Annotated in this window: 25 protein-coding genes; 15 read left to right on the top strand and 10 right to left on the bottom strand. The window is 64.3% G+C overall.

Annotated elements, in window-relative coordinates:
* The first annotated feature begins 103 nt into the window (after positions 1-103).
* Positions 104-322, top strand: coding sequence for a hypothetical protein (locus QN358_RS05240; RefSeq protein WP_136642388.1), 219 nt, complete (start codon positions 104-106; stop codon positions 320-322).
* A 67-nt stretch (positions 323-389) separates the two neighbouring features.
* Here QN358_RS05240 and QN358_RS05235 read toward each other — a convergent pair whose 3' ends face one another.
* Positions 390-1,244, bottom strand: coding sequence for a helix-turn-helix transcriptional regulator (locus QN358_RS05235; RefSeq protein WP_136642389.1), 855 nt, complete (start codon positions 1,242-1,244; stop codon positions 390-392).
* Between the two features lie 141 nt (positions 1,245-1,385).
* On the opposite strand from QN358_RS05235, the gene QN358_RS05230 reads away from it, so the two are divergent.
* Positions 1,386-2,129 carry an SDR family oxidoreductase gene (locus QN358_RS05230; RefSeq protein WP_136642390.1) on the top strand — a complete coding sequence of 248 codons (744 nt, stop codon included), beginning with the start codon at positions 1,386-1,388 and terminating at the stop codon, positions 2,127-2,129.
* Positions 2,130-2,180: 51 nt separating this feature from the next.
* Here the strand turns inward: QN358_RS05230 and QN358_RS05225 are convergent, their stop codons facing one another.
* The 4 genes from QN358_RS05225 to QN358_RS05210 all read right to left on the bottom strand — a co-directional run bounded on the left by QN358_RS05225 (position 2,181) and on the right by QN358_RS05210 (position 7,151).
* On the bottom strand, positions 2,181-4,124 hold the full coding sequence (locus QN358_RS05225) for a cation:proton antiporter (protein WP_323511789.1): 1,944 nt from the start codon (positions 4,122-4,124) through the stop codon (positions 2,181-2,183).
* 97 nt (positions 4,125-4,221) lie between these two features.
* Complete coding sequence (locus tag QN358_RS05220) at positions 4,222-4,980, bottom strand: ATP-binding cassette domain-containing protein (protein WP_136642392.1); 759 nt, start codon at positions 4,978-4,980, stop codon at positions 4,222-4,224.
* A complete protein-coding gene (locus tag QN358_RS05215; RefSeq protein ID WP_136642393.1) occupies positions 4,977-6,032 on the bottom strand; it encodes an ABC transporter permease in 1,056 nt (351 codons plus the stop codon). Before QN358_RS05215 ends, QN358_RS05220 begins: the two co-directional genes overlap by 4 nt.
* Positions 6,033-6,146: 114 nt before the next feature.
* A complete protein-coding gene (locus QN358_RS05210; protein ID WP_161580425.1) occupies positions 6,147-7,151 on the bottom strand; it encodes a substrate-binding domain-containing protein in 1,005 nt (334 codons plus the stop codon).
* Positions 7,152-7,347: 196 nt separating this feature from the next.
* Between QN358_RS05210 and QN358_RS05205 the strand changes: the two genes are divergently transcribed.
* The 12 genes from QN358_RS05205 (at position 7,348) to QN358_RS05150 (ending at position 18,238) form a co-directional block, all read left to right on the top strand.
* Positions 7,348-8,418 carry a LacI family DNA-binding transcriptional regulator gene (locus QN358_RS05205; protein ID WP_136642395.1) on the top strand — a complete coding sequence of 357 codons (1,071 nt, stop codon included), beginning with the start codon at positions 7,348-7,350 and terminating at the stop codon, positions 8,416-8,418.
* A 62-nt stretch (positions 8,419-8,480) separates the two neighbouring features.
* On the top strand, positions 8,481-8,792 hold the full coding sequence (locus tag QN358_RS05200) for a putative quinol monooxygenase (protein ID WP_136642396.1): 312 nt from the start codon (positions 8,481-8,483) through the stop codon (positions 8,790-8,792).
* Positions 8,779-9,726, top strand: coding sequence for a carbohydrate kinase family protein (locus QN358_RS05195; protein ID WP_136642397.1), 948 nt, complete (start codon positions 8,779-8,781; stop codon positions 9,724-9,726). Before QN358_RS05200 ends, QN358_RS05195 begins: the two co-directional genes overlap by 14 nt.
* A gap of 66 nt (positions 9,727-9,792) precedes the next feature.
* Entirely contained in the window at positions 9,793-10,179 is a 387-nt protein-coding gene (locus QN358_RS05190) for a hypothetical protein (protein WP_136642398.1), read from the top strand.
* Between the two features lie 209 nt (positions 10,180-10,388).
* Positions 10,389-10,892, top strand: coding sequence for a flavin reductase family protein (locus tag QN358_RS05185; RefSeq protein ID WP_161580426.1), 504 nt, complete (start codon positions 10,389-10,391; stop codon positions 10,890-10,892).
* A 5-nt stretch (positions 10,893-10,897) separates the two neighbouring features.
* Positions 10,898-11,758, top strand: coding sequence for an ABC transporter ATP-binding protein (locus QN358_RS05180; protein ID WP_136642400.1), 861 nt, complete (start codon positions 10,898-10,900; stop codon positions 11,756-11,758).
* A gap of 8 nt (positions 11,759-11,766) precedes the next feature.
* Entirely contained in the window at positions 11,767-12,633 is an 867-nt protein-coding gene (locus QN358_RS05175; protein ID WP_136642401.1) for an ABC transporter permease, read from the top strand.
* A gap of 101 nt (positions 12,634-12,734) precedes the next feature.
* Positions 12,735-13,835, top strand: coding sequence for an ABC transporter substrate-binding protein (locus QN358_RS05170; protein WP_323511788.1), 1,101 nt, complete (start codon positions 12,735-12,737; stop codon positions 13,833-13,835).
* Between the two features lie 32 nt (positions 13,836-13,867).
* Positions 13,868-14,983 (top strand): LLM class flavin-dependent oxidoreductase, encoded by a 1,116-nt coding sequence (locus QN358_RS05165; protein WP_136642403.1) that lies wholly within the window; start codon positions 13,868-13,870, stop codon positions 14,981-14,983.
* Positions 14,980-15,639, top strand: coding sequence for a cysteine hydrolase family protein (locus QN358_RS05160; RefSeq protein ID WP_136642404.1), 660 nt, complete (start codon positions 14,980-14,982; stop codon positions 15,637-15,639). Before QN358_RS05165 ends, QN358_RS05160 begins: the two co-directional genes overlap by 4 nt.
* Positions 15,639-16,988 (top strand): NtaA/DmoA family FMN-dependent monooxygenase, encoded by a 1,350-nt coding sequence (locus QN358_RS05155; RefSeq protein ID WP_237280393.1) that lies wholly within the window; start codon positions 15,639-15,641, stop codon positions 16,986-16,988. The genes QN358_RS05160 and QN358_RS05155 overlap by 1 nt, the downstream gene beginning before the upstream one ends.
* Entirely contained in the window at positions 16,985-18,238 is a 1,254-nt protein-coding gene (locus QN358_RS05150; protein WP_136642405.1) for an MFS transporter, read from the top strand. Before QN358_RS05155 ends, QN358_RS05150 begins: the two co-directional genes overlap by 4 nt.
* Before the next feature lie 201 nt (positions 18,239-18,439).
* Here the strand turns inward: QN358_RS05150 and QN358_RS05145 are convergent, their stop codons facing one another.
* A complete protein-coding gene (locus tag QN358_RS05145) occupies positions 18,440-18,739 on the bottom strand; it encodes a rhodanese-like domain-containing protein (RefSeq protein ID WP_323511787.1) in 300 nt (99 codons plus the stop codon).
* A gap of 244 nt (positions 18,740-18,983) precedes the next feature.
* On the opposite strand from QN358_RS05145, the gene QN358_RS05140 reads away from it, so the two are divergent.
* The gene (locus QN358_RS05140) at positions 18,984-19,805 is read left to right on the top strand and encodes a hypothetical protein (protein ID WP_136642407.1); all 822 of its coding nucleotides are present in this window, start codon (positions 18,984-18,986) and stop codon (positions 19,803-19,805) included.
* Between the two features lie 4 nt (positions 19,806-19,809).
* Here the strand turns inward: QN358_RS05140 and QN358_RS05135 are convergent, their stop codons facing one another.
* The 4 genes from QN358_RS05135 to QN358_RS05120 all read right to left on the bottom strand — a co-directional run bounded on the left by QN358_RS05135 (position 19,810) and on the right by QN358_RS05120 (position 24,541).
* Positions 19,810-20,808, bottom strand: a complete 999-nt coding sequence (locus QN358_RS05135; RefSeq protein WP_136642408.1) for an ABC transporter permease — start codon at positions 20,806-20,808, stop codon at positions 19,810-19,812.
* The gene (locus QN358_RS05130) at positions 20,805-21,773 is read right to left on the bottom strand and encodes an ABC transporter permease (RefSeq protein ID WP_136642409.1); all 969 of its coding nucleotides are present in this window, start codon (positions 21,771-21,773) and stop codon (positions 20,805-20,807) included. Before QN358_RS05130 ends, QN358_RS05135 begins: the two co-directional genes overlap by 4 nt.
* Entirely contained in the window at positions 21,770-23,383 is a 1,614-nt protein-coding gene (locus QN358_RS05125; RefSeq protein WP_323511786.1) for a sugar ABC transporter ATP-binding protein, read from the bottom strand. The genes QN358_RS05130 and QN358_RS05125 overlap by 4 nt, the downstream gene beginning before the upstream one ends.
* Positions 23,384-23,461: 78 nt before the next feature.
* Complete coding sequence (locus tag QN358_RS05120; protein ID WP_136642410.1) at positions 23,462-24,541, bottom strand: ABC transporter substrate-binding protein; 1,080 nt, start codon at positions 24,539-24,541, stop codon at positions 23,462-23,464.
* Positions 24,542-24,582: the final 41 nt, after the last annotated feature.

Below are 24,582 nucleotides of genomic sequence, written 5' to 3'. Positions count from 1 at the left end.
TCCTCGATGCCACCATCGAGGCGGTACTCGCCGTTCGCGACCGTTTCGATCCAGTCGATCGATTTCACACCGCTATCGTGCACCCTGAGGGTAAGTTGAGTCCATGAATTCACGCGTTGGTCGAATGGTTCTGGTGGTTGTCGGCGTGATCGCTCTCGTCGTGGGCGTGGTGTTCGCGGGGCAGGGTGCCAACCTGATCCCCGGCAGCTCGATGACCGGTGACCGCATGTGGCTGTACATCGGTGTCGTTGTTGCCGTGGTCGGCATCGTACTGATTGTGCTCGGCCTCCGGCGACCGGGTCGAGGTCACACGAACGTCTGAGAAGGTGACGGTGACGCTGACGGTGTGCAGCTGCGTAATTTCGGCATGATCGTCACTGGTCGATACGTCACTCGAGCGCGGCCGACTGGTGCAGTTGAAGCGCTCCGATGACGCTCAGAAGGTGCAGGCGTTCGTAGCTGTCTGTGCCCGGTTTCGCGGTGAAGATCAAGAGGCACTGTTCTTGGTCGGGGTCGAGCAACACCTGGCAGTTGAGGCTGAGCTCGCCGACTTCCGGATGCACAAACCACTTGTCATCGGAATGCAGGAGCCCGACTTCGTGGTCAGCCCAGATAGCCGCAAATTCGGGGCTCTGCTCGGTCAGCCGTCGCGCAAGAGCTGCCGCGCGCGAGGTCGACCCCTGCTGCGTGACGACGCCGCGGTGTTGGGCAACGAAGACGCGGCCGAGGCGTTCATGATCGCGTTCGGGGTAGATCTGGCGGCTCTCGGGTTCGGTGAACCAACGGTAGAGATTGCTTCGCCGATCACCGTGGAACTGCGTCTGTTCGCCGAGCAGCGCAACGGCCAACGGGGTCTGCGCGAGCGTCTCACCCATGCTGTTCATGACCTGTGCAGGCGTATCGTGAAGCCGGTCGAGCACGCGCATCAAGCCGGGATTGATGTGATCGCCCCGCTGGGCACGTGTCGGCGTCGTGTGGCCGGTCAGGTGAAACAGGTGATCGCGTTCGGTGAGCGACAGGCGAAGTGCCCGCGCAATCGCTCCGACCATCTGCTCTGAGGGCGCGGGGGCGTTGCTTCGCTCGAGGCGGGCGTAATAGTCGGTCGACATGCCCGCAAGCTCGGCGACCTCTTCTCGTCGCAATCCGTTGGCTCGTCTTCTGGGCCCCCGCGACAATCCGACGTCTTCTGGTTGCAGCGCCTCTCTGCGCGTACGCAGAAAACTGGCCAATTCGGGGCTATTCACACCTTGAGTCTCACAGAACAAGCGGTTCTGAGCCACGACTTCTCATTCAGTGGATAAGCGCGTCCTTGTTCGCTCATTTCACTTGCGTTGTAGTGGAGTCATCAACAAATGGACCACAACGATCTGAACGGCGTACATCTCATGAAACTCACCGCAAACACCATCTTCATACCCGGTGCCACCTCTGGCATCGGCCTCGGACTCGCTCTGCGTTTTCACCGAGCGGGAAACACCGTCATCATCGGCGGTCGTAGGCAAGCGCTTCTCGAGCAGATCGCTCGGGAGAACCCGGGCATCCATACCGTCGTCATCGATACAGCCGATGCGTCATCGATCACCTCCACTGCAGCTGACGTTCAGAAGCGGTTTCCGCAGACGAACGTCGTGATCACCGTTGCCGGCATCATGCTGCCCGAAAACCTGAACACCGCCGATTTTCTCGCGACTGCCGAGAGTACGGTGCACACCAACCTGTTGGGCCCCATCCGCCTGATCGCCGCGTTCACCGAGTTTCTGGCCGGCCAAGACGAGGCAACGATCATGACAGTGTCATCCGGACTCGCGTTCGTGCCGTTGCCTTTCACGCCCACCTACAGCGCAACGAAAGCGGCCATCCACTCGTTCACACAGAGCCTTCGGGTGCAGCTGGCCGCAACCAGCATTCAGGTGATTGAGCTCGTGCCACCCGCCGTTCAAACCGCCCTGATGGGTCAAGAAGAGTCGGCAAACGCAATGCCTCTGAACGACTTTCTCACCGAAGTCATGGCGATTCTCGAGGCGCAACCAGAAGCCGACGAGATTCTCGTGGAGAACGTCAATTTTCTGCGTTTCGCAGAGGCTCGTGGGTCTCACGACGAGGTTCTCAGCCTGCTCTCCGGTCACTGAGCCGGCACGCCGCAGGCACGCCACGGTAACGTCACAGTCACGTCGCAGGGTTCACGCTTCTGCGGCGCGACTGTCGACGGCGTCGAGTGAGATCTCCTCTGAATCGAGTGCGGCACGCAGCACGTCAATCGTTTCGGAGGAGAATGCTCCGCGCTCGTAAGCATCACGAAGGGCGTCGCGTTCGGCGACGAGTTGCACGCGGCGCAGCTGCTGAAACTGCACGACCTCGTTCGCTTCGTCAGAGAGATCGGCATTCGCCCAGACCTCGAGGCGGCCCATCCACATCTCGGCTTGTGCGTTCACCTCGTGCAGCACGCCCTCCTGAAGGGGGGTTCCGGATGCTTCGGCGGCGGTGACAGCGGACGCGACGGCTGTGTCGCCGGCGTCTTTCATGAGCTTACGCAATTCATACAGCTCGGCCCGCTCGCTTCCGGGCGCATCTTTCGCGGGCCGCAGTCGGCGAACAACCGGCGGCAGCAGAAGGCCCTGGGCCACCAGTGTGACGATAGCAACGGCGAACGCGATGAGTACCAGGGATTCACGCATGGGCTGGCCGTCAGGGATGGTCTGCACGGCCGCCACGGTCACCACACCGCGCATGCCGGAAAGCCCGAGAACAACCCCGTCGCGCCAGCCGAGCGCCTGGTCGCGCTCTGCGGTGAGGTCGTTGTTCTGTTGGTCGAGGCGCTTTCGAAAGTTCTGAAAGGTCGTGGAGAAGCGCGCCCGCGCGGTCGCGTCGATTTCGACGGGCACTGGCGGGGGATTCTTCTCGAGTTCTGCCAGCTGGGCGACGATACGATCTCGGGCCGAGCTGTCTTTCTTCGTGACAAGGCCGAATCGTGCGCGAACGCCGCGCGTGAAGCTCCGAAAGGGGGACTGCGTGATGCCGAGCTGCCTGAAGTTCGCGGCACGCCGCTGAAAGTCCTCCTCGGTCACATCGTCGAAACGCCCCTTGGTCTGATCTGCCCGCGCAACACGCTTTCGGTACCGCTTGCGAATCGTGGAGAGCAGTGGTGGCATTGCGGCGAAGCGTACGCCGATGAGCAGCACGATCACGAGCCCGGCAACCCCCAGGGTGCCGAACAGTTCGTTCGAACCCGCCACGGCATTGACGATGGGCCAGAGCTGAAAACCCATGAAGAGAAACACCGCGTTCTCGACCAGCAGCGTGACGATACGCCAGGTACCCGATTCTGCGAGCCGGAAGGAGGCGCGAATGCGGTACGCCCCCTGGTTGCCGACCAGGATTCCCGCGACAACCACTGCAACGACTCCTGAAGCGTGGCAGAACTCACCGGCGAGGTAGGCCACGAAGGGTATGACGAGCGAGATGGCAGCATCGAGAACCGGATCGGTGATGCGGCGGCGAAGCGCCACAGCAACGGCCCCGAGAATGCCGCCGATCAGCACAGCGCCGACAACGGCCCAGATGAACGTGATCGTGATCATCCAGCCGCTCGGCGACGCCACCGTCGTGGTCACGATCGCAAGCATGGTCGACAGCAGCACGAGTGCGGTCGCGTCGTTGACGAGCCCCTCGCCTTCGAGAATCGTGACGATGCGCGGGGGCAACCCCAGGCGCTTGCCCAAACTTGTGGCGGCGACCGCATCGGGAGGTGCGACGACCGCCCCCAATGCAATCGCGAGTGCCAGGGGAACGGTCATCCAGAGCAGGTGAACCAGCACTCCGACCAGCACGGCCGACACCACAACCAGCACAATGGCGAGAAACCCGATCACCCGAAGGTTCCGGCGGAAGTCGACGAACGGCACTTGCCTGGCCGCCGCATACAGAAGCGGTGGCAGGATCACGGTCAAGACGAGAGAGGGTTCGACCTCGAAGTGGGGAATCGCGGGAACGGCACCCACTCCGACCCCGACAACGGTGAGTGCCAGTGGGGCAGCGACCCCGATGCGGCTCGCTAAAAACGAGACGACTCCGATGACCAGCACCACACCGATCACCACAAGCGTGACCAGCTCAGTGCTCTCCATGGCCTCAGGTTACCTGAGCGCACAAACGCACAGTCCCAGTGCTCGGTCGGTGGGACCGGCACTGGGACCGTTGGTTTGGTTGCGGGATGCCCGGGGCTCAGACCAGCAGGCCCGTGATGGTGCCCAGAAGGGTGTCGACATCGAAGTCTGAGGTGGGGGCATCCTTCACGATCTTGCCGAGTCGCAGAACCACGATGCGGTCGGTCACTTCGAGAATGTGCGGCAGGGTGTGCGAGATGAAAATCACGCCGAGCCCTTTGGCCTTGGCCGCACGGATGACCTGCAGCACCTCTTTCGACTGACGTGCACCGAGGTGGTTCGTGGGCTCGTCGAGGATGATGACCTTGCGAGCCCACGACACCGTGCGCCCGATCGCGACGGCCTGGCGCTGACCACCCGAGAGCTGCGATACGGGTCGGTTCGACGCGGGCACGGCGATGCCGACACGTTCGAGGTCGGCGTGGGCCTCGGCATCCATTTTCTTCTGGGCAAGAAATCCGAGTTTGCCCAGCAGCCCGGGGCTCACGATCTCGCGGCCGAGAAACACGTTCGCGCTCACCGAGAGGTGCGGCGCGAGGCTCGATTCCTGATAGAGGGTTTCGACGCCGGCCTGCAGTGCTTCGTGCGGGCTGGCCCAGTGTCGCTCGATTCCGTCGAGAAAGATCTGGCCGCTGTCGGGGCGGTGTGCACCTGCGAGTGCTTTGACGAGCGTCGACTTGCCGGCACCGTTGTCGCCGACCAGGCCGACAACTTCACCGGCTCGTACGGCGAGGCTGGCGTTGTCGAGCGCGATCACGCTGCCGTAGCTCTTGGAGATGTTGCGTACTTCGTAGAGGGGAGCGCTGGTGTCGGTCATGATCGTTTTCCGTTCGCACGCAGGGCCTGCAGCGAGACGGCTGCGGCAATGAGGATGGCGACGACAACCTGTTTCCAGTTGGGCTCGACGCCGATGATGATGAGACCGCTGGTGACCGTGGCCAGAATGAGCGACCCGAGCACGGTGCCCGACATGCGGCCGATGCCGCCGGCGAGGGCAACACCTCCGATGACCACCGCAGCGATGGCGTCGAGCTCGTCACCGACACCAGAGGTCGGTGCGCCAGAACCGAGTCGTATATAGAGGAACATGCCCGCAAGACCGGAGAGCAACCCTGACAGCACGTAGATCTTGGTGAGGTGCCGCTTCACGTTGATTCCGGCGGCGAGGGCGGCGAACGGGTTGGAGCCGATGGCGTACGTGTAGCGACCGAACCGTGCCTTGTGCAGAAACAGGCCGGCAATGATGACGACGACGATGACCACGATGAGTGGCCACGACAACGGGCCGAGCCACGGCACGCTGAGGTCGATTGCGCTCTGTGGGCCGTCGCCGACCGGTGCGCCGCCCGTGAGCACGATCGACATGCCGCCAGCGGCGCCGAGGGTGGCCAGGGTGGCGATGAAGGGTACGAGGTGCAGCCGGTTGATCAGCAGGGAGTTGACGAAGCCGACGAACATGCCGGTCGCTGCGGCAACGAGGGTTCCGCAGAGAATGGTGATGCTGTCGCCCATGCCGGCGGCGGTCATGGCCTGCATTGCGTAGGCGGCGATGACGCCAGAGAAGCCGAGGGTTGCGCCCACCGAGAGGTCGATGCCGCCGGAGATGATGACGAAGGTCTCAGCGACGGCGATCAGGGCGACAGGGCCCCAGTCGAGAAGCACGTTGCCGAACACGTCGAGCGAGAAGAAGATGGGGTTCAAGATCGAGAAGACGACCACCATGCCGATGAGAACAAGGAGAAGGATGGTCTGCTGGTTGGTCAGGAACCCGGTCAGCCGCTCTGACAGAGGGGTGGAGTGCGATTCGGGTGAGGCCGGCGGTCGCGGGTTCGCGCCCGGCGCCAGCTCCGGTGATTCGGTGAGTGCCACAGTGTGCCTTTCGCGTCGTTGAACGCCGTTCGTGAAGAAAGTGTGGGGGGTGCGCCGGCACAGATTGGTGACCGCGCCGGCGCACGGGATGAAGCGGGGATGAAGCGGGTGGTACTACTGAACGTAGGTGTACTTCGTCAGGTCAGCAGCCGACGTGTCTTTGTTCATGGTGATGTTGGGCAGCGTGACCTTGGCAGCGATGCTCGACTTGCCGGTCTGAATGAACGACTGGCACGCGTCGATGGCCTGTTTTGCCTCTTCGGCCGGGTTCTGGGCGATGAGAGCGGTGAAGACGCCCTTCGCGATGAGATCGACATTGGTCTTGTAGGCGTCGTAGCCGATCAGGGCGACCTTGCCCGTGAGGCCCTTGGCCTGCAGGGCTGACGATGCGCCGGTGGCGTTGGTACCGTCGATGGCGAAGATGCCCGCCAGGTCGGGGTACTTGGTCAACCAGTTGCTGACGTTGCTGTTGGCGGTCGCGGGCTGCGACTGCGAGTAGGCCGTGTCGACGACGGTGACGCCCGGGTACTTCGCGGCCAGCTGGTCTTCGAAGCCCTTGAGGCGGTCGACGTTCGTGGTGGCGGTGGCCGAGGTGAGGCCGGCCACGACCTTGTAGCTGCCGCCTGCCTTGTAGCCGATGGCGGTGGCCATCTGGTCTGCCGCGGCAGCGCCGCCCTGGGTGTTGTCACCCGTGATGAATGACACAACGTTACTGAGATCGGTGACGTGGGTGTCGACGTTCACCACAGGAATCTTGGCTGCGGTGGCCTTGGCCACTGATGCCTGCAGGGCGTCGGGGTCTGTCGGGATGAGGACGAGGCAGTCGGGCTTCTGCGCCAGTACCTGATCGACGATCGGAATCTGCGTGGCGGGGGAGTAGAGCGAGGGATCGCCCTGCCAGATCAGCTTGTCGCCGTTGGCGGAGGTCTCGGCGGTCGCGCCGACCTTCATGGCCTTGAAGAACGGGTCGGCTTCTGCGCCCATGACAAAAGCAATGGTCAGCGACTTCGCGCCGGGGGTCGAGGGTGTTGCGGTTGTCGTGCTGCTACAAGCTGACGCCACCAGCAGCAACGAGGTTGCAATGCTGACTGCTCCGACGGTTTGGATGATGCGCTTCATTGCGGTGACTCTCCTTTGAGTGCGAGCTGGCGGCCGGTCTTCGGTCGTCATACTCGCCGTGCTGCTGCGGGTTCGTGGAATATCATGACAGTTGCAATGAGATCGATCTCAACAATAAGGTGAGATCGATCTCGGTGATGATGGGTATGATCATCACACCGTTCATCCTCGCTGTCAAACCATCTGGAAAAACGCAATGACACAATCGGCCAAAGGCGCCCTGCCCACCATCACTGATGTGGCGAACCATGCAGGCGTCTCCCGTGCCACCACGTCACGGGCCCTCAGCAACTACGGAGTCGTGAACGCGGCCACGCGGGCAAGGGTGCTTGAGAGCGCAGCCGAACTGGGCTACGTGCCCAACGTTCTGGCCCGCTCGATGCGTGCCGGCAGCACGCACACGCTGGGGCTGATCATCGCCGAAGTGGGTCTGAGCGTGTTCGATCTGGCCATGCGATCGGTCATCGAATCTGCCCGTCTCGAGGACTACCAGGTGCTGGTCACGAACACGAACGAAGACCTGCGTGCCGAGCGAACGTCGGTTCGGGTGATGCTCGAGAAGCAGGTCGACGGCCTGATCGTGGTGCCCAGCTCGGTCGATGAGCTCGAATTCCTCAGCAAGGCCGACCTCAAAGGCAAGCCGGTCACTCTGCTCGACCGCTCTCTCGATTCTCTCGGTATCGCGAGTGTGACCGCCGACAACCTGCAGGGCACACGAGATGCGGTCGAGCACATGCAGGCGCTCGGCCATACGAAGATCGGGTTGATTGTGGTCACCGCGAACCTTTCGGGCGAGACGGGCGAGCGACCCGCGGGGCTCATCACGACCATCCATGACCGGGTCGAAGGCTACTACCGCGCGATGGCCGACGCCGGCATCGACATCGACCCCGCCTGGGTTCGCTACTGCGGTGATGCAGACGAGTCAGCGACGCAGGCCGTGAACACCATTCTCGATGCCGAGAACCCGCCTACCGCCCTGATCGCCTCCAACGCCAACATGTCGCTCGCTGTTCTGCGGGTGGCAAAAAAACGTGGTCTGGTCATCGGCGACGACCTCTCTCTCGTCGGATTCGACGATGCGCCGTGGGCTGCCGTTCTCACGCCGGCACTCACGGTCGTCGACCTGCCGATCGAGCAGATGGCGAAGGCAGCCGTCGACAACCTGCTGGCCCAGATTCGTAATCCCGACGCCGAACCCACGTCTGTCGTCTTGCCCACCCGCCTGCTGATCAGAGACTCGGTACGAGACCTGTCGACCGCGTAGGCCCCGCCGCGCTCGACGACCTCGCACACACCTTCGACCGCACCAAGAGAATCGATGCCTGCATGACCGTCTCCCTCTATGCCGAGTTCACCGCCACCGCGGGAAACGAACCGGCCGTGTACCAACTCATCACCGACTTCGCCAGCGCAGTGCGAGCCGAACCCGGCAATCTGCGATTCGACCCGCACTTTCGTGACGACAACCCGATGACCATTTTCGTGTACGAACAATATTCTGACCAGACAGCGTTCGACTCACACCTCGCCAGCGCCCACGGCATTGCCTTCAACACCGAACTCGCGCCGCTGGTGAGCGGGGGAGGCTCGACCCTGACCATGCTCAAAACGATCGGTGAGACCAATGACAACTTCTAGCCCCGCCCCCGCCGCTGACGCCGCCTCGGTAGTCGTTGTCGGCGAGGCCCTGACAGACATCGTTCAGCGCCAGCACGAGGTCACCGAGCATCCCGGCGGATCGCCCATGAACGTCGCCATCGGCCTCGCCCGGCTCGGCGACGAGGTAGAACTGGTGACGCGCATCGGTAGCGACGAGCGAGGGGCCGCTCTCACGAGCCACATCGAAGAATCGGGAGTCACGTTCTTTCCCGGCTCGATCGTCGACGAGGCCACGTCGACCGGCACCGCGGTGCTCGACGAGACCGGCGCGGCCCGGTACGAGTTCGACATTCGTTGGTCGCTCGACTTCGTCGACCAGCTGTCGCCGGCTGCCCTGGTGCACACGGGCTCGATCGCCGCGTATCTCAGCCCCGGAGCCGCCGATGTTCTGCGACTGCTGACGGCTACGCCGGCATCGACTATCGTCACCTTCGACCCGAACGTGCGCCCGTCTCTTCTCGGCACGCCCGACACCGAACGCCGCACCGCTGAGAACCTGATGGCGGTGTCGAACGTCGTGAAACTCAGCGACGAAGATGCCGAGTGGCTGTACCCGGGGGTGCCGCAGAGCGAAGTGCTCGACCACATTCGCACGTTCGGCCCCGCGCTTGCGATCATGACGCGGGGGGCATCCGGTGCCCTTCTCTCGAGCAGCCGCGCGAACATCACCGTTCCCGGCCGAACGGTTGTCGTCGCCGACACCATCGGTGCGGGCGACTCCTTCATGAGCGCGGTCATCCATGTGCTGCTCCGGATGCTCGCCGACGGCACCACGCCAGAGTCGATCTGTGACGGCTCGGCTTTCACCCTGGCCGCGCTCACCGACATCGGCGCGTTCGCTGTCGAATGCGCTGCGGTCACCGTCTCGCGCGCAGGAGCCAACCCGCCGCACCTCACAGACGTCACGGGGTAGGGAGCACCGTGGGCGACGGCCTGCGGGGGTAATGCGCCCGAAACAAAGCACGCCTATGGTCATCGTGTGACTGTTCCCGACCCCGACCTGACACTCGAGTTGCTCGCGGCGCTGTCGACCCATCTTGGGCTCGAACTCTCGGGCCGGTCGGTCACGATGGCCGACGGTGTTCGGCTGCAGATCGATGGCGTCGACGAATCGGGCCGGCTGCTGGTTCAGTGCGTTGCGAGTTCGGGTGTTGTGAAGTCGACGCAGCGCAACAAGGCCATGGCCGACGCCCTCAAGCTGGTCTGGCTTCGTTCGACACTTTTCGTGGGCGCCCGCGTGGCCCTCTGCATCAGCGAACCGGTGGGGCGCTTCTTCACCAAACCGGCGTGGCTCGCCCAGGCGGTGGCCGACCTGCACGTCGAGGTGTACGTCGTGGCGGCCGGCGGCCGCGTCGAACGGCTCTAGCCGTACCGCACGAGGCGAAAAGCTCCGCGCCCCTCGAAAATCGTCGCGATTCGAAAAGTCACACGCTCGAAACACGAGCGTACGTTCTTTGTAACAGGGCACCCCTAACGTTATGAATGTCAACGATCCCGCGGGCCGTCGACATCTGCTTCCGCCCGCCTCTCCCGTCGTCTCAATGCATTTCAACGAGAAGAACACCGGAGGGCCATATGGGCCACGCATTTAACGAGGTCACACTCGAATCAGACCACGACCCCGCCCTGTTGCGGAGGGCGTTGTCGCAGCTCGCCACGTCTGTGACGGTCGTCACCACAACCCACGAGGGGCGTCAGCACGGCTTCACTGCGAACAGCTTCACGTCGGTTTCGGTGAACCCGCCTTTGGTGCTCGCATGCCTCGCCGACACTGCTGAGTGTTACGACGCGTTCAGCCAGACCGACCGGGTGGCGATCAATGTGTTGAGCGAGGGGCAGGCAGAGCATGCCCGGCTGTTCGCCACTCGCGGCGCAGACAAGTTCGGCCAGGTCGAGGTCGATTCCGGCCGATTCGGTGTGCCGGTCATCCGGGGCGCCATGGTGACCATCGAGGGAACCATTCACGACCGGGTCGTGGCCGGCGACCATCTGATGATTCTGGTGCGGGTGGAGCACGTGAGTCTCGACGACTCTGCCCCGCTCACATATCAGGCTCGTGCGTTCAAGAAGCTGGGTTGAGGCCGATGACGAATACCCACAGTGCCGGCGCTTCGCTGGAGTACGCGTCTCCTGACGAGATCGTGGTCTCTGACGCGCTGAAGGTCTACGGTTCGGGTGCGGGCGAGGTAACGGCCCTGTCGCACGTCGATCTGACGGTCAAACGAGGCCAGTTCGTGAGCGTGATCGGCCCGAGCGGCTGCGGAAAGTCGACCATGCTGCGCATGATCGCCGGGCTCGAACAGCCAGACTCCGGCGAGGTGAGCGTGTTCGGCGCCCACCCCGACGAGGCGTGTGCTGCAAAGATGATCGGCTTCGTGCCGCAGGTTCCTGCACTGCTGCCCTGGCTGAGCGTGCTCGGCAACGTCACCATTCCTTCGAAGGTGAACAGGCGAGCGGATGCCCTGCGGCGCACTCTGCCCGGTCACGTCGCCCGGCCCGCCACTGACCCCCGGGTGTTGCTGACCAAACTCGGTCTCGGTGACGCCATCGACCGGCTGCCGCACCAGCTTTCGGGCGGCATGCAGCAGCGCGTGGCCATTGCCCGAGCGTTCTCGATTCAGGCCGACGTGCTGCTGATGGACGAGCCCTTCTCTGCCCTCGACGAGTTCACCCGTGAAGCAATTCAGGTGCAGCTGCTCGAACTGTGGGAGCAGATGCGAACCACGGTGGTGTTCGTCACGCACTCCGTCTCTGAAGCGGTCGTGCTCTCAGATGTGGTTGTCGTGATGTCTGCGCGGCCGGGGCGAATCGAGGCCGTCATCCCGATCGATCTACCGAGACCCAGGCGGCAGGGCCTGCTCGAAGCGGCCGCGATGCACGAATACGAAGACCTCATCCGCGAGAAGCTGCAGACGGCCTGGGCGTCAGGGCCGGTTGTGCGATGACCCAGCAGATGAATTCGTCAGTGATCCGCTCGTCTTCGGCGACCCGCTCTTCCTCGTCGTCTCCCACCCGTTCCTCTCCGGTGGCTCGCTCGTCTGGGGCGACCCGCTCACCGTGGCGGCCGCGCGTCTGGGCGCCCGCCGTCATCGCCATTCTGATCGCAGCACTGGTGTGGGAATACGTGGCGACGAACAACACATATCTCCTGCCTCGGCTCGGCACCATCGGGCAGGCCCTCGCGACGCAGCCGGCTTTCTTTCTCGACAACGCCTGGGTGACACTCTCTGAGGCGCTGGTGGGCCTCGTGATCGGGTTCGTGGCCGCCTTCGTGGTGGCTGTGCTCGTCACGGAGTCGGGCATTCTGCGCCGCGCCATCATGCCGCTCGCCGTGGTGCTGAACGTCACGCCGGTGGTTGCCATCGCACCTGCACTGGTCGTCGCGTTCGGCTTCGGGCCGGCGCCGAAGCTCATCGTCACCGCGCTCATCACCTTCTTTCCCATCCTGATGAACGTGATCACTGGGCTGAACTCGGTGTCGCCACCGATTCTGCAGGTCTTCTCGACCCTGCGGGCGAACCGGTTCGAGGTGCTCACCCGGCTGCGACTGCCGTCGAGCCTGCCCTATGTCTTCGCGGCACTGAAGGTGGTCTTCCCGCTCTCGGTCGTCGGCGCGGTCGTCGCCGAATTCTCGGCGCCGGGAGCCGCGAAGGGGCTCGGCACCGTCATCAGCGTCGCGTCGTCGAACTCGCGCCTCGCTGTGGTCTACGCGGCGATCGCGTGCCTGGCCCTGATGGGCGCGGCGCTGCTTCTGCTCATCACTCTGCTCGAGAAGCGCGTCTTGCGCTGGCACGAATCCCAGCTTCTGAAACGCGAGTGAGCGCGCGCGCCCGCTAGCGGCGCGTCCGGCCTCTCGTTCCTCGGCTTCGCCCGACAGACACGCACCACATTCCTCATAACCCACCCCACTAGGAGACAGCTATGCCTACTCGACGTACTCTTCGCCTCACTCAGGTGGCCGCGCTCGCCGCCGCTGCTGCACTTGCCCTGACCGGATGCTCGACTGCGAGCTCGTCGGCCCCCGCTGCCTCGTCGGCTTCGGCCATCTCGGCCGAACGCTGCGCAGCGAACAAAGCTGCCGGCCCCATCACCTACGTCACCGGTTTTCAGTACCAGGCCTCGGCGTCGATCCTCGACGTGCTCGCTGCGAAGAAGCTCGGCTACTTCGACGCGCTGTGCCTGAATGTCACCATTCAGCCGGGCACCGGCGACACCGCCGGCAACTCACAGCTCGTCGCGGCGGGCACGGCAACGCTCACTGACGTGGGCGGCGACTCCGACCTGCTGCTGGCGCACTCGAACGGTGTCGACGTGACGGGCATCGCGACGTACGGCCAGGTTCCCATCACCACCCTGATGACGGCGACCTCGATCACCGACCTCAAACAGCTCGAGGGAACAACGCTCGGCCAGAAGGGCCAGCTGCCGCCGGAGATTCAGGCGATGCTGGTGAAGAAGGGGGTCGACGTCTCGAAGATCACCCAGGTCACGGTGGGCTACGACCCGAGCATCCTGCCCCGCGGCCAGGTGCAGTCGCTCACCGGCTACAAGTCGAACGAGCCGCTGACGCTGAAAGCTGCCGGTGACACGATCACGCAGTGGAACCCCGAAGACTACGGAATTCCGGGAACGTTCGGCACGGTCGTCGCCAACCCTGCCTTCGTGAAAGCCAACGCCACGGCGACACAGGATTTCTTGCGCGCCTCGTTTCACGCTTACGACTACTGCCTGACGAATGCATCTGAGTGCGTCGGTTTTGCCGCTGACCTGGCCGGTGGGGGAGCCAGCTACGACGTCGATCACAACGTTCAGGTGTGGCAGACCGAGACGGCTCTCGTCACCAAATCTGAGCCCGCGGGTACGCCCCTGGGGTCGCTGAATACCACGCTCATGGCGAAGGAGGCCCAGTTTCTGCTTGACAGCAAGCAGCTGACGGCCCTGCCCGATGTGAGCACTTTCACTGACCCGTCATTCGTTTCGGCGATCTACACGGGCACCGACCTGATCTGGCCGGCGCCGTAACCTCTCACCGCACGAAGAAGGAGCACCACACCGTGAATGACCGCGAATACGGAATCTTTCTGCCGATCGGCAACGGCGGCTGGATCATGTCTGACACAGCGCCGCACCCCGAGGCGACCTACGAGTACAACCGCACGGCAGCAATGCTGGCCGAGCAGGCCGACTTCGACTTCATCATGTCGATGGCGAAGTGGCGTGGCTACGGCGGAACGACCGATCACTGGGGCCAGACGCTCGAGTCGATCACCATGATGGCGGCGCTCGCCGAGGCCACCGAACGGGTGAAGATCTGGGCGACGGTTCACACCAACCTCATTCACCCGGCGGTGGCCGCGAAGATGTATGCCACGCTCGACCAGATCAGCCACGGCAGATCGGGCATGAACATCGTTGTGGGCGCCTACGCTCAGGAGTTCTCGCAGATGGGCCAATGGCGAGACGACTTCGACCACGAGACGCGGTACCGGTATACCGAGGAGTGGCTGAAGGTCGTCGAGCTGCTGTGGGCGAACGACACGGTCACGTTCGACGGTGAGTTCTTCACGCTCGACGACTGCCAGTCGCGGCCGCACCCGGCCGTGCATCCGACGCTCATCAGCGCGGGCAGATCGCCGCGCGGCCTCGACTTTCAGTCGCGGTTCGCCGACGGCTCGTTCTTGACCGCCGACGACCTGCCCGGGCTTCGAGACAACAGCCAGCAGGTCAAAGAGCTCGCCGCGGCACAGGGCCGCTCAATCAAGACCTACTCGATGCTCACCGTCGTGATGGATGAGACGGATGCCCTGGCCGAAGCCAAGTTCGCTGAGTACGGCCGCGGGGTCGACACCGAAGCCATCGTCAACATGAAGCTCTCGTGGGGTCTGCCCCTCGACAAAGCACTGTCGATGACGGCCGACAGCTCGGGCTACGAGGCGTTTCAGACGGCGGTCGTGAAGGGCTCTCCCGACACGGTGCACGAACGTATCGACGAGCTGATGCAGACGACGGGCATCGACGGGCTCATGCTGATCTTCCCCGACTACCACGCCGATCTGCCGCCCTTCGGTGAGCAGGTGATGCCGAAGCTGCGCGAGCAGCCGCAGCCGCAGCCGCTGAGCCAGCAGTCACACCACAGCGCGTCGGCCAGTATGTCGGGGGTGACCGCGTGAGCGCCCTCGAGCGGCAACTCGACGCCCTCACCGCGGGCGGTCAGACGAGTGCGTTGCTGGTGGTGGATGTTCAGCGATCGTTCGCCGACCCCGCCTACCTGCCCTGGGTGGAGCCCGCCGCGCTCGACGTGGTGGCGAACACCGTGACCACCATTGCCACCCTCGTCGACGAGGCGAGAGTGGCGGGTGTGCCGGTGGTCTGGATCCAGCTCGGCCAGACGAAAGACAAGCCGTGGTCGTCGTCGCTGTGGCTGCGCGGAATCGACCCCGAGACACCCTGGCCCTCGCCCGACGAGCCGTGTGTGCTCGGAACCGCGGGTGCCGAGTGGTACGGCATGGCGCCGCACTACGGCGAACTGGTGATCACCAAACGCGGCTACAGCGGCTTCTTCGGCACTGACCTCGAACAGCAGCTGCATGAGCGCGGCATCGACTGGGTGACGGTCGTGGGCTTGACGGTCGACTGCTGTGTCGACGCGACCGCCCGCGACGCTTTTCAGGCTGGGCTGCCGGTTATCGTCGCTTCGGATGCGACCGCAGCGTACGAGGCCGACCTGCAGGTCAATTCCCTGGCCAACATCGCGCTCAACTCGGCCGTCATCCTCACCGCCGCAGAGGTTTCGGCACTCTGGAACAGACAGCAGGCGACCCTCTGATGACCGAACCGAAGCAGATGAACCTTGCGTTCGACCTCTCGTTCACCCACACCGAAGGAAAGTGGGCCAACCCCGGTTCGTGGGTGGGGCGTGACTACCCTGACGTGCGCATGTTCCAGGAGATCGCGGTGCTTGCCGAGCGCGGCGGTATCGACATGCTGTTCTTCGGTGACGGCACGAGTATCCCCGACACGTGGCAGGGCTCGATGGACGCGGCGGTGAAGTGGGGCATCCAGTGGCCGAGGCAAGACATGAGCCCGTACATCGCCGCGATGGCGCAGGTGACGACGCACATCGGGTTCGGGCTGACGTACTCGTCGACCTTCATGCACCCCTACTACGTGGCGCGCCTGCTCAACTCCCTCGATCATGTGACCGCCGGGCGCATCGCGTTCAACGTCGTGGCGTCGACGCGGGTTTCGGATGCCGCGAACTACGGTTTCGACGCTCTGCCGAGCCACGAGGCACGGTACGAGCGCATGGAGGAGTTCATGGCTGTCTGCCAGGCGCTCTGGGACTCGGTCGATGCATCGGCCATCGTCGCCGACCGCGAGACGGGGGTATTCGGCAACCCCGCTGGTGTTCACCGGGTCGATCACCGGGGCGTGAACTTCGCGGTGCGCGGCCCGCTGAATTCGATGCCGAGCCCTCAGGGCCGACCGGTCGTGGTACAGGCGGGTTCGTCGCCGCGGGGTGTCGCGGCATCGGCCCGTTTCGCCGACATCATCTTCGGCCTCGGCGGCCACCTCACGTCTCAACAGCGGCACCGCGCTTCGCTCGATGCGGCCCTCACCGAGGTCGGTCGTGACCCTGCCGGGGTGGGAATCCTCTGGGCGGTGCAGGTCATTCTGGGGCGCACGGCAGACGAAGCAGACGCCCGCAAGCAGGCCATGCTCGAGGTGTGGAGCCACGAGGCGGTCGGGGCATATCTTTCGTACAACTCAGGGTTCGACTTCTCGACTCTGCCAGCCTCGTTCGTTCTGAGCGAGGTGGCCGAGCGCATCAGAGAAGCCGAAGGTACCCAGGCTGGTTTCGTTCAGCTGGTGATCGACGAGTGCGGTGCCGACGCTCGACTGTCGCGCAACGAGTTCTTCGAGCGCGGCTGGCGTTACGCGACAGGCTACGACCAGACCTACTCTGGCACGGCCGAGACGGTTGCGGATGCCCTGCAGGAGAACTTCGAAGCGACCGGTTCGCGCGGGGGATTCATGATCGCCAACCCGTTGTCGACACCCTCGTCGCTGGCCGATGTCGTTGAGCTGTTGACGCCGGAGCTGCGCCGCCGCCACGCCGTGGCGCCGGCGTACCCCGGCACGACGCTGCGTGAGAATCTGCGACTCGGCGGGTGAGCAACGGCACCGATTCGGAGCCGATGACCTCGGCGGTGCGCTCAGACAGACTTCGGTGGGAGCAGATCATCATGGTCTGTGCGCTCGTCGGCACCTCGCAGATGACCTGGGGCGCGCTCATTCCCGCGCTGCCGCAGTACGCTCTGAAGTTCGGGGCGTCGGCTCTCCTCCTGGGGTTGATCGTCTCGTCGTTCGGAGTCGGCCGGTTGCTGGTGAACATTCCCGCCGGAATGCTGCTGCAGCGGGTACCCGCACGGGCGCTGCTGCTGACGGTGACCGGGCTTCTCGCCGCAGTGACCCTGGTCACCGGTTTTCTCGACAGCGTCGTGCTGCTGGTGGTGGCGCGCTTCGTGGCAGGTGTGCTCGGGGGCGCGGCGGTGACCATCGGGCTCGCCGTGCTGACGCAGCGAACCACCGCGGCCACGAGAGGGTCGATTCTCTCGACCGTGCAGGCGGTGCAACTCGCCGGTGCCGCGCTCGGCCCGGTACTGGGTGGTGTTGTGCTGACGGTCAGTACGCTTCCGTTCGTCTTCGTGGTCGCAGCCGTTCCACTGCTGCTCGTCATTGCCTGGGCACTCGTGCGCCCCGACGCACACTTCTGGTCAGACCAATACGGTCGCGACGTGCCGCCCGGCATCGGAGTTGCCACTGGTGCGGCTGACCAGAGCGCCGAATCCGATGAGCGCCAGAGGCTGTCGGCGCGACGTCTCGCGGCCGTCTGTGTACTCGCGTTCGGCATCTTCTTCGTGCGTTTCGGGGGTGACCAGTCGCTTATTCCACTTCTGGCATATGACCAGGGCAAGCTCACTCCGTTGACTCTGGGGCTGGCGTACGGGCTCACCACCGTCGTCTCTCTGCTGCTCTTGCCCTGGATCGGTCGCCGGTTGAACTCGGGTCACCGAGTGGGGTTGCTGGTCATCCCCACTGCGCTCGCGGCCGGCCTGATCTGCCTGTACCCGCTCGCCGACATGCCCTGGTTCTTCGGCGGTCTCATCGTGTCGACCGGCGTTCTCTCCGGCATCGGCAGCCTTGTTCCAGGTGTTCTGCTTGCCGACCAGACGCCCCGCTCTCGGGTGGGCACCGCGATGGGAGTCTTTCGCAGCGTCGGTGACGTCGGTGCCGTCGTGGGCCCGCTCGTGCTCGGCGCCGTTCTCGACGGTGGGGGCGCTGGGCCGGCCACCCTGTTGCTCGCCGCCGTGAGTCTCGCGGCTCTGGCCGGGTACTTCCTCCTCTCGCGGCAATCCGTCTGAGCGCCGCGACGCACTTCTCGGCGTCGACTCGATGGTGCATGTCTGTGAGCTGGCCGATGGAGGCGAGCGCGAAAGCGCGGCACGCGTCGACGATCAAGCGCGTGACCCCGCCATCGCAGCGGAGAGAAGACATGACCACTTCGTGCGTTGCCAACAGTACGTTTGACGCCGTATCGGTGAACAGCGCAGTAGATGAGCGAATCAGGCCGACGGGCCGCTCTCGGTCGGCAGCCCCGCCTGAACCCACCCGTTGGTTCCGCCGGCCACATTGGTTGCATCGAGGTCACGGCTGGCCAGGTAGTCGGTGGCCCGGGCGCTTCTGCCACCGGATGCACAAATCACGTACAGCGGCTCATCAGGCAGCTCGGCCTCCGTCAGCTGGCCGAGGGGAATATTGATGACCCCGGGCACGCGCACCGCTGCGTACTCGTCGGGCTCCCGCACATCGATGACGGTTGCGCCTGTGAGCGCCGCGAGTTCGGTGACAGTGATTTCTTTCATGCGGGGACTCCTCGAGGTTCGACGTTCACTACCTCTGAGTAACGATACGTCAGCACAAGGCCGTCGAGAGCCTTGCTTCTTTCGGGGGAGAAGACCCGCGCGAGCGTGCCCCGTTGCATAGAGTCGAAACTGCACAACTTGCGTCGCTGTGCAATTTGTCGACCCCCCTGTTCGGGTACCATTGCCGCAAGAGTCAGTGCCCATCGTCGGGCCGTCTGCGATTCGGCGACAGTGGGGAAACACGATGTTAGTACGTGATGTATTCGGGATCGCTCCCGTCATCCATGCCGATTCGTACGTTGACCGAGGCGGGCTCGACGGCCACGTTCGCAGACTTCTCGAACGACACATTCACCTCGCCATCACCGGTGAGTCCCGCTCGGGCAAGTCGTGGCTGCGCCAGAACACCATCATCGACGCGCTTGTCGTGCAGTGCCGCAGCGGCCACACGGTGCTCGATCTCTACACCCTGGCGCTGAACACTCTGGGGCTTCGGCTGAGCTTCGAGTCGGCTTCAGCTGGCTCGATGGAGGGGCGCCTGTACTCGGCAGGGTCGCGCGGCGAGAAACTGCTGCGCGAAGTACTGATGGCCGACCTCTGTGGTTTCGCAGAAGAGGTCTCGTCGACCGGAATCATGTTTCACGGCGCAGACCACCTCGCTCTCATCGCAGCCGTTTTTCAGGCCTCACACCGTCGACTCGTCATCGAAGACTTCCACTATCTCGCGTATGCCGAGCAGCGCCTCTTCGCCTCCGACCTCAAAGCATTCTGGGATCTCTCGACGTACGTCGTTGTGATCGGCGTGTGGAATGGCCCGAACCTGCTCGCCGAGCTGAACCCTGAGCTTCACGATCGTCAGAACGAGCTTGTCATCTCGTGGACAGACTTCGAGCTGCGCCGGGTCATCAGCCAGGGCTCGGCCATGCTGATGCTGCCGGTCGCCGAGGCCATCGTCGAGCGCATTCTGATGCTGAGCCTCGGCAACGTGGCCCGCCTTCAGCTGCTCACCCTGCAGACCCTCGAAGAGGCCGAAGACGCCACGGCCAGCTTGCCGCACCTGCTGTAGCCGGCTACAACCGCTGGGTGCGCGAGAGTACGGTCTGAATGATCACGACGATAGCCAGGAACGCACCCGACACGACCGCCTGCACCGACGAGTTCAGCGATCCCACCTGATTGATCAGGTTCTGAATCACACTCAGCAGCAGCACGCCGGCCACGGTGCCGACCAGGTTGCCGCGCCCGCCCACCAGTAGTGTTCCGCCGATGACCACGGCCGAGATGGCGTTCAGCTCGAGCCCGACCCCCACCGTGGGTACTCCCGATGACGAGTACGCCGCGTTCAGCGCACCGGCCAGCCCCGCGCAGAGCCCACTCACCACATACACGCTGAACTTCACCCGGGCGACGGGCAGCCCCATCAGGGTCGATGCGCTCTCTGACCCGCCCACAGCCAATACCGACTGACCGCCGCGGGTTCGTGCCAGCAGCACACTGCCGACGACCACCACAACGATCGCGATGAAGACGGGCCAGTGAATGCCGAACACCGCCCCTTGGCCGAGGTTCACCACCGCGGGGTCACTGATCAGCGGGGTTGTCGAACCCCCGTCTGTCGCAGCGAGCACCAGCCCGCGTACCCCCAGCAGACCGGCGAGCGTCACAATGAACGGTGCCATTCCGGCGTACGCGACCAGCAGGCCCTGCACTGCACCGATGGCGCCGCAGACGATCAGCGGAAACAGCAGCGCCCCCACGATGCCGTACGTCGAACCGAACGCCGCCAGCACGCCGCCGAGGGCGAAGACCGAACCCACCGAGAGGTCGATGCCGCCGGTGAGGATGACGAACGTCATTCCCGCACCAACAATGAGAAGGAATGACGACTGCGTCAGAACGTTGGCGAAGTTGCTGCCGGTGGCGAAGGTGGGAAATGCGATGCTGCCGAGCACGAGCAGAATGACGAGCACGATAGCGGCGCCATAGCTCTGCAGAAGGCTGGCGATGCGCTCGCGGGTGGCCTGGGCATCCGTTGTGGGCCCTGCCGCCGGTTCGAGGGTGGTGGTCATTTGACTCTGGCCTTTCCGCGCTGAATGTAGACCGCGAGCAGAATGATGATGGCCTGTGCTATCTGCGAGTACGCGTCGGGAACGTTGTGTTTGATGAGGGTGGCGCTGATGAACTGCAGCAGCAGGGCGCCGGCGAGGGTGCCGAGCACCTTCACCTGCCCGCCGCTCAGCGGGGTGCCGCCCACCACCACCGCGGTGATGGCTGAAAGTTCGATGAGGTTGCCGAGGGTGGAGGGCACGGATGCTCCCAATCGGGCCGTACCGATGACACCGGCCACCGCGGCCAGCGCCGCACAGAGTACGTAGACGAGAAGCAGTATGCGCTTGACCGGCAGCCCCGAGAGTTCCGCTGCCCGGCGGCTGCCGCCGATGGCGATCAGCTGCTTGCCGAACGTGGTGCGGTTCACCAGTATCGCCACACCACCCACAAGCACCGCAGCAATGATCACGCTGATCGGTACCCCGAGAACGGAGTCGCGCCCGAGCGAGAGCACGCCCGGGTCGGTGACCGACTTGAGTTGCTCGTTCGCAACGAGCAGCGCCAGCCCGCGGCCGGCGACCATCACCGAAAGTGTGGCCACGATCGGCTGCACCCCGATGAAGGCCACCATCGAGCCGTTCACGGCGCCGATCACGGCACCCACCAGAATGGCGATCAGCAGGGTGGGAACCAGCCCGTACCCCACATAGAGAGGAATGACGGCGGCGGCCAGGGCCATCACGGCACCCACCGAGAGGTCGATTCCCTCGGTGCCGATAACCAGGGCCATGCCGAGTGCCACGATGAGCACTGGCACCACCTGCACGAACTGGGTGCGGAAGTTGTCGACCGCGAAGAAGTTCGGCGTGAAGAAGAGGTTGTAGGCCAGCAGCAGAACAATGGCAATGTAGACGCCGTACTTCTGAAAGAGGCCGAGCACCGAGCCGCGGGTGGGCACGGAGACCGACACGGTTGCCTGGGTCATGCGTCTGCTTTCGTCGGGAATTCGTCAGGGTTCGCGGTAGTGGCGGCTCCGGGGTTGACCGCGCCGGCGGAAGAATCGCCCGCGAGAGCGGCGAGAAGCGACTGCTCGTCGACATCGTCGCCACGCAGCTCGGTCTCGATCGAGCCGTCGCGCAGCACGATGACCCGTGCCGAGCCTTCGACCACCTCTTCGACCTCGCTCGACACCAGAACGATGGCAAGACCTTCGTGCGCGAGCTCGTCGATGAGCGACTGCACCTCGGCCTTCGCCCCCACATCGATGCCCCGGGTGGGTTCGTCGAGCAGCAGCACCTTGGGGGTCATCGCCAGCCAGCGGGCGATCATCACCTTCTGCTGGTTGCCGCCCGAGAGCTCGGAGACGATCTGGTCGGGGCTCGACACCTTGATGTGCAGGCGCTTGATGAACACGTCGACCACGGCGTCTTGTTTGCGTTTCGAGGTGAACCCGGCGCGCGAGAGCTTCGGCAGCGCAGCGAGCACGATATTGTCGCGCACCGAGAGGTTCGGCACGATGCCCTCGCTCTTGCGGTCTTCTGGCAGCATCACGATTCCGGCGCGGATGGCCGCCGGCACCGATCCGCTGCGAACGGTCTTCCCGTCGATCGACACGCTGCCGCGATCGAGTTGCATCACTCCCGAGAGCCCCTTGAGGGTCTCTGAGCGGCCGGAGCCGAGCAGCCCGCCGAGCCCCACCACCTCGCCCGGGCGAATGACGAGGCTGATGCCGTCGATCTGGTGTTTGCGGCTGAGGTCGTCGGCGACGAGCACCGGGGGAGCGTCGCTCTCGTTCGCGGCGGTGAACTCGGTGACGCCGCCGCGGCGCACCTTCTCCACCGACCGGCCGAGCATCATCGAGACGAGCTCCACGCGTGGCAGGTCGTGCAGCGAACCGACGTGAACGACGTGGCCGTCGCGCAGCACGGTCACCGTCTCGCAGACGCGGTAGATCTCATCCATGCGGTGCGAGACGTAGATGATGGCGATGCCGCGTGCGCGCAGCAGACCGATCACCCGAAACAGCGTCTCCACCTCGCGGGCCTCGAGAGAGGAGGTGGGTTCGTCCATGATGACGACGCTGGCGTTGATGCTCACGGCGCGGGCGAGTGCCACCATCTGCTGAACACCGAGGGCAAGAGTTCGAAGTGGGCGGCGAACATCCACCTCGATGCCGTATTCGTTCAGCAGGGCGCGCGCATCGCTGTACATGCGCCGAAAGTCGATGAGGCCGAGGCGCGAACGCGGCTCACGGCCGAGGTAGATGTTCTGGGCCACCGACATCAGCGGCACCAGGTTCACCTCCTGGTAGATGGTGCTGACGCCCGACTTCTGGGCGTCGAGCGGCCGGGCGAACGAGGTGACCTCGCCGTGCAGAAAGAGTTCGCCGTCGTCGGGCTGGTAGACGCCGGTGAGCACCTTGATCAGGGTCGACTTGCCGGCGCCGTTCTCGCCCATCAGAGCGAGACTCTCGCCGGGCCGCACGCTGAAGGTCACGTCGCTCAGCGCAGTGACGCCGGCGAAACGTTTGGTCACACCGCGGGCTTCGAGCACGGGAACGTCAGTGTTCGCGGGGGAGGCGGCGGGAGCATCCATCGTCGCGGCCGTACCTTTCTTGTCGATGAAAAGAGAGTGTGCCGGCGACGCTGTTCGCATCGCCGGCACAGGGTTCGGCTAGAAGGCCGAGTCGACCTTCGCCGCAGCGTTCGACGAGTCGTACTGCGAGTCTTGAATCACGATGTCTTGCCCGACGGCGTCACCGGCGAGAAAGCTTTTGAGCGTGGCGAAGGCGAGCGGCCCGAAGCGCGGGTTCGACTCGATCACGCCGTTGTAGGCACCGGTCACGATCTGCGAGACGGCGTTCTTCGTACCGTCGATCGAGTAGATCTGAATGTCTTTGCCGGGGGTCTTGCCTGCCGCGATGATGGCGGCCTGAGCGCCGAGGCCCATTTCGTCGTTCTCGGCGTAGATGGCGGTGATGTCGGGGTTCGACTGCAGCAACTGCTCGGTCACCGACTGGCCCTTGTCGCGGGCGAAGTCACCCGTCTGCTGGGCGACGATCGTGATGCCGGGGCCCTTGGCTTTGATCTCGTCGACAAAACCCGAAGTGCGGTCGGTGGTCACGCCGTTGCCCGACGAGCCGAGCAGCACGGCGACCTTGGCGGTGCCCTTGGTGCCGGCGATGAGCTGGTCGGCCGCGCGCTGGCCCTGCTGCACGAAGTTGGAGCCGAGAAACGAGACATAGTCGCTGCACGCGGTGGCGTTCAGCTTGCGGTCGATGGTGATGACCGGAATGTTCTTGTCACGTGCGGCCTTCAGTGCCGGCTCGAGACCGTCGGAGTTCAGGGGAGCCACGATGAGCACCTGCGCGCCCTGAGAGATGAGGTCGTTGATGTCGGAGATCTGCTTCGAGAGGGTCGATTGCGCGTTGGTCTTGATGAACTTCTTCACGCCGATCTTCGCGGCCTCGTCGGTGATCGACTGGGTCTCGGCGATGCGGAACGGGTTGTCTTCCTTCTCCGACTGCGAGAAGCCGACAATGGCCTGGGTGAGGTCGATCTTGTCACCCTTGTAGTCGGCGAGTGAGCAGGTGGGCCCGCTCACGGCGGCGGCGGTCTGGGCCGCGTCGGTGGCTGAGCCGGTGCTGGCGCTGGAGGTGGTGCCGGTATTCGTGCAACCGGTCAGAACGAGTCCGACGGCTGCGACACACGCCGCTGCACTGAGCAGAGCGCGACCCTTTCGGTACGTTTTCATTGCTGTCAACTTCCTTGTTGGTGTGGGTGCAGAGCGTCTGG

Source organism: Subtercola sp. RTI3, from assembly GCF_035018625.1.
Taxonomy (GTDB): Bacteria; Actinomycetota; Actinomycetes; order Actinomycetales; family Microbacteriaceae; genus Subtercola; species Subtercola vilae.
Note: the sequence above shows the minus strand (reverse complement) of the source record. Positions and strands in the feature narration are given on the sequence as shown.

What these genes read in the sequence shown, in the direction of transcription:
- QN358_RS05240 (WP_136642388.1), top strand. Translation starts at nt 104, where the DNA reads ATGAATTCACGCGTTGGTCGAATGGTTCTGGTGGTTGTCGGCGTGATC.
- QN358_RS05230 (WP_136642390.1), top strand. Translation starts at nt 1,386, where the DNA reads ATGAAACTCACCGCAAACACCATCTTCATACCCGGTGCCACCTCTGGC.
- QN358_RS05225 (WP_323511789.1), bottom strand. Translation starts at nt 4,124, where the DNA reads ATGGAGAGCACTGAGCTGGTCACGCTTGTGGTGATCGGTGTGGTGCTG.
- QN358_RS05220 (WP_136642392.1), bottom strand. Translation starts at nt 4,980, where the DNA reads ATGACCGACACCAGCGCTCCCCTCTACGAAGTACGCAACATCTCCAAG.
- QN358_RS05210 (WP_161580425.1), bottom strand. Translation starts at nt 7,151, where the DNA reads ATGAAGCGCATCATCCAAACCGTCGGAGCAGTCAGCATTGCAACCTCG.
- QN358_RS05205 (WP_136642395.1), top strand. Translation starts at nt 7,348, where the DNA reads ATGACACAATCGGCCAAAGGCGCCCTGCCCACCATCACTGATGTGGCG.
- QN358_RS05200 (WP_136642396.1), top strand. Translation starts at nt 8,481, where the DNA reads ATGACCGTCTCCCTCTATGCCGAGTTCACCGCCACCGCGGGAAACGAA.
- QN358_RS05195 (WP_136642397.1), top strand. Translation starts at nt 8,779, where the DNA reads ATGACAACTTCTAGCCCCGCCCCCGCCGCTGACGCCGCCTCGGTAGTC.
- QN358_RS05185 (WP_161580426.1), top strand. Translation starts at nt 10,389, where the DNA reads ATGGGCCACGCATTTAACGAGGTCACACTCGAATCAGACCACGACCCC.
- QN358_RS05180 (WP_136642400.1), top strand. Translation starts at nt 10,898, where the DNA reads ATGACGAATACCCACAGTGCCGGCGCTTCGCTGGAGTACGCGTCTCCT.
- QN358_RS05175 (WP_136642401.1), top strand. Translation starts at nt 11,767, where the DNA reads ATGAATTCGTCAGTGATCCGCTCGTCTTCGGCGACCCGCTCTTCCTCG.
- QN358_RS05170 (WP_323511788.1), top strand. Translation starts at nt 12,735, where the DNA reads ATGCCTACTCGACGTACTCTTCGCCTCACTCAGGTGGCCGCGCTCGCC.
- QN358_RS05155 (WP_237280393.1), top strand. Translation starts at nt 15,639, where the DNA reads ATGACCGAACCGAAGCAGATGAACCTTGCGTTCGACCTCTCGTTCACC.
- QN358_RS05145 (WP_323511787.1), bottom strand. Translation starts at nt 18,739, where the DNA reads ATGAAAGAAATCACTGTCACCGAACTCGCGGCGCTCACAGGCGCAACC.
- QN358_RS05140 (WP_136642407.1), top strand. Translation starts at nt 18,984, where the DNA reads ATGTTAGTACGTGATGTATTCGGGATCGCTCCCGTCATCCATGCCGAT.
- QN358_RS05135 (WP_136642408.1), bottom strand. Translation starts at nt 20,808, where the DNA reads ATGACCACCACCCTCGAACCGGCGGCAGGGCCCACAACGGATGCCCAG.
- QN358_RS05130 (WP_136642409.1), bottom strand. Translation starts at nt 21,773, where the DNA reads ATGACCCAGGCAACCGTGTCGGTCTCCGTGCCCACCCGCGGCTCGGTG.
- QN358_RS05125 (WP_323511786.1), bottom strand. Translation starts at nt 23,383, where the DNA reads ATGGATGCTCCCGCCGCCTCCCCCGCGAACACTGACGTTCCCGTGCTC.
- QN358_RS05120 (WP_136642410.1), bottom strand. Translation starts at nt 24,541, where the DNA reads ATGAAAACGTACCGAAAGGGTCGCGCTCTGCTCAGTGCAGCGGCGTGT.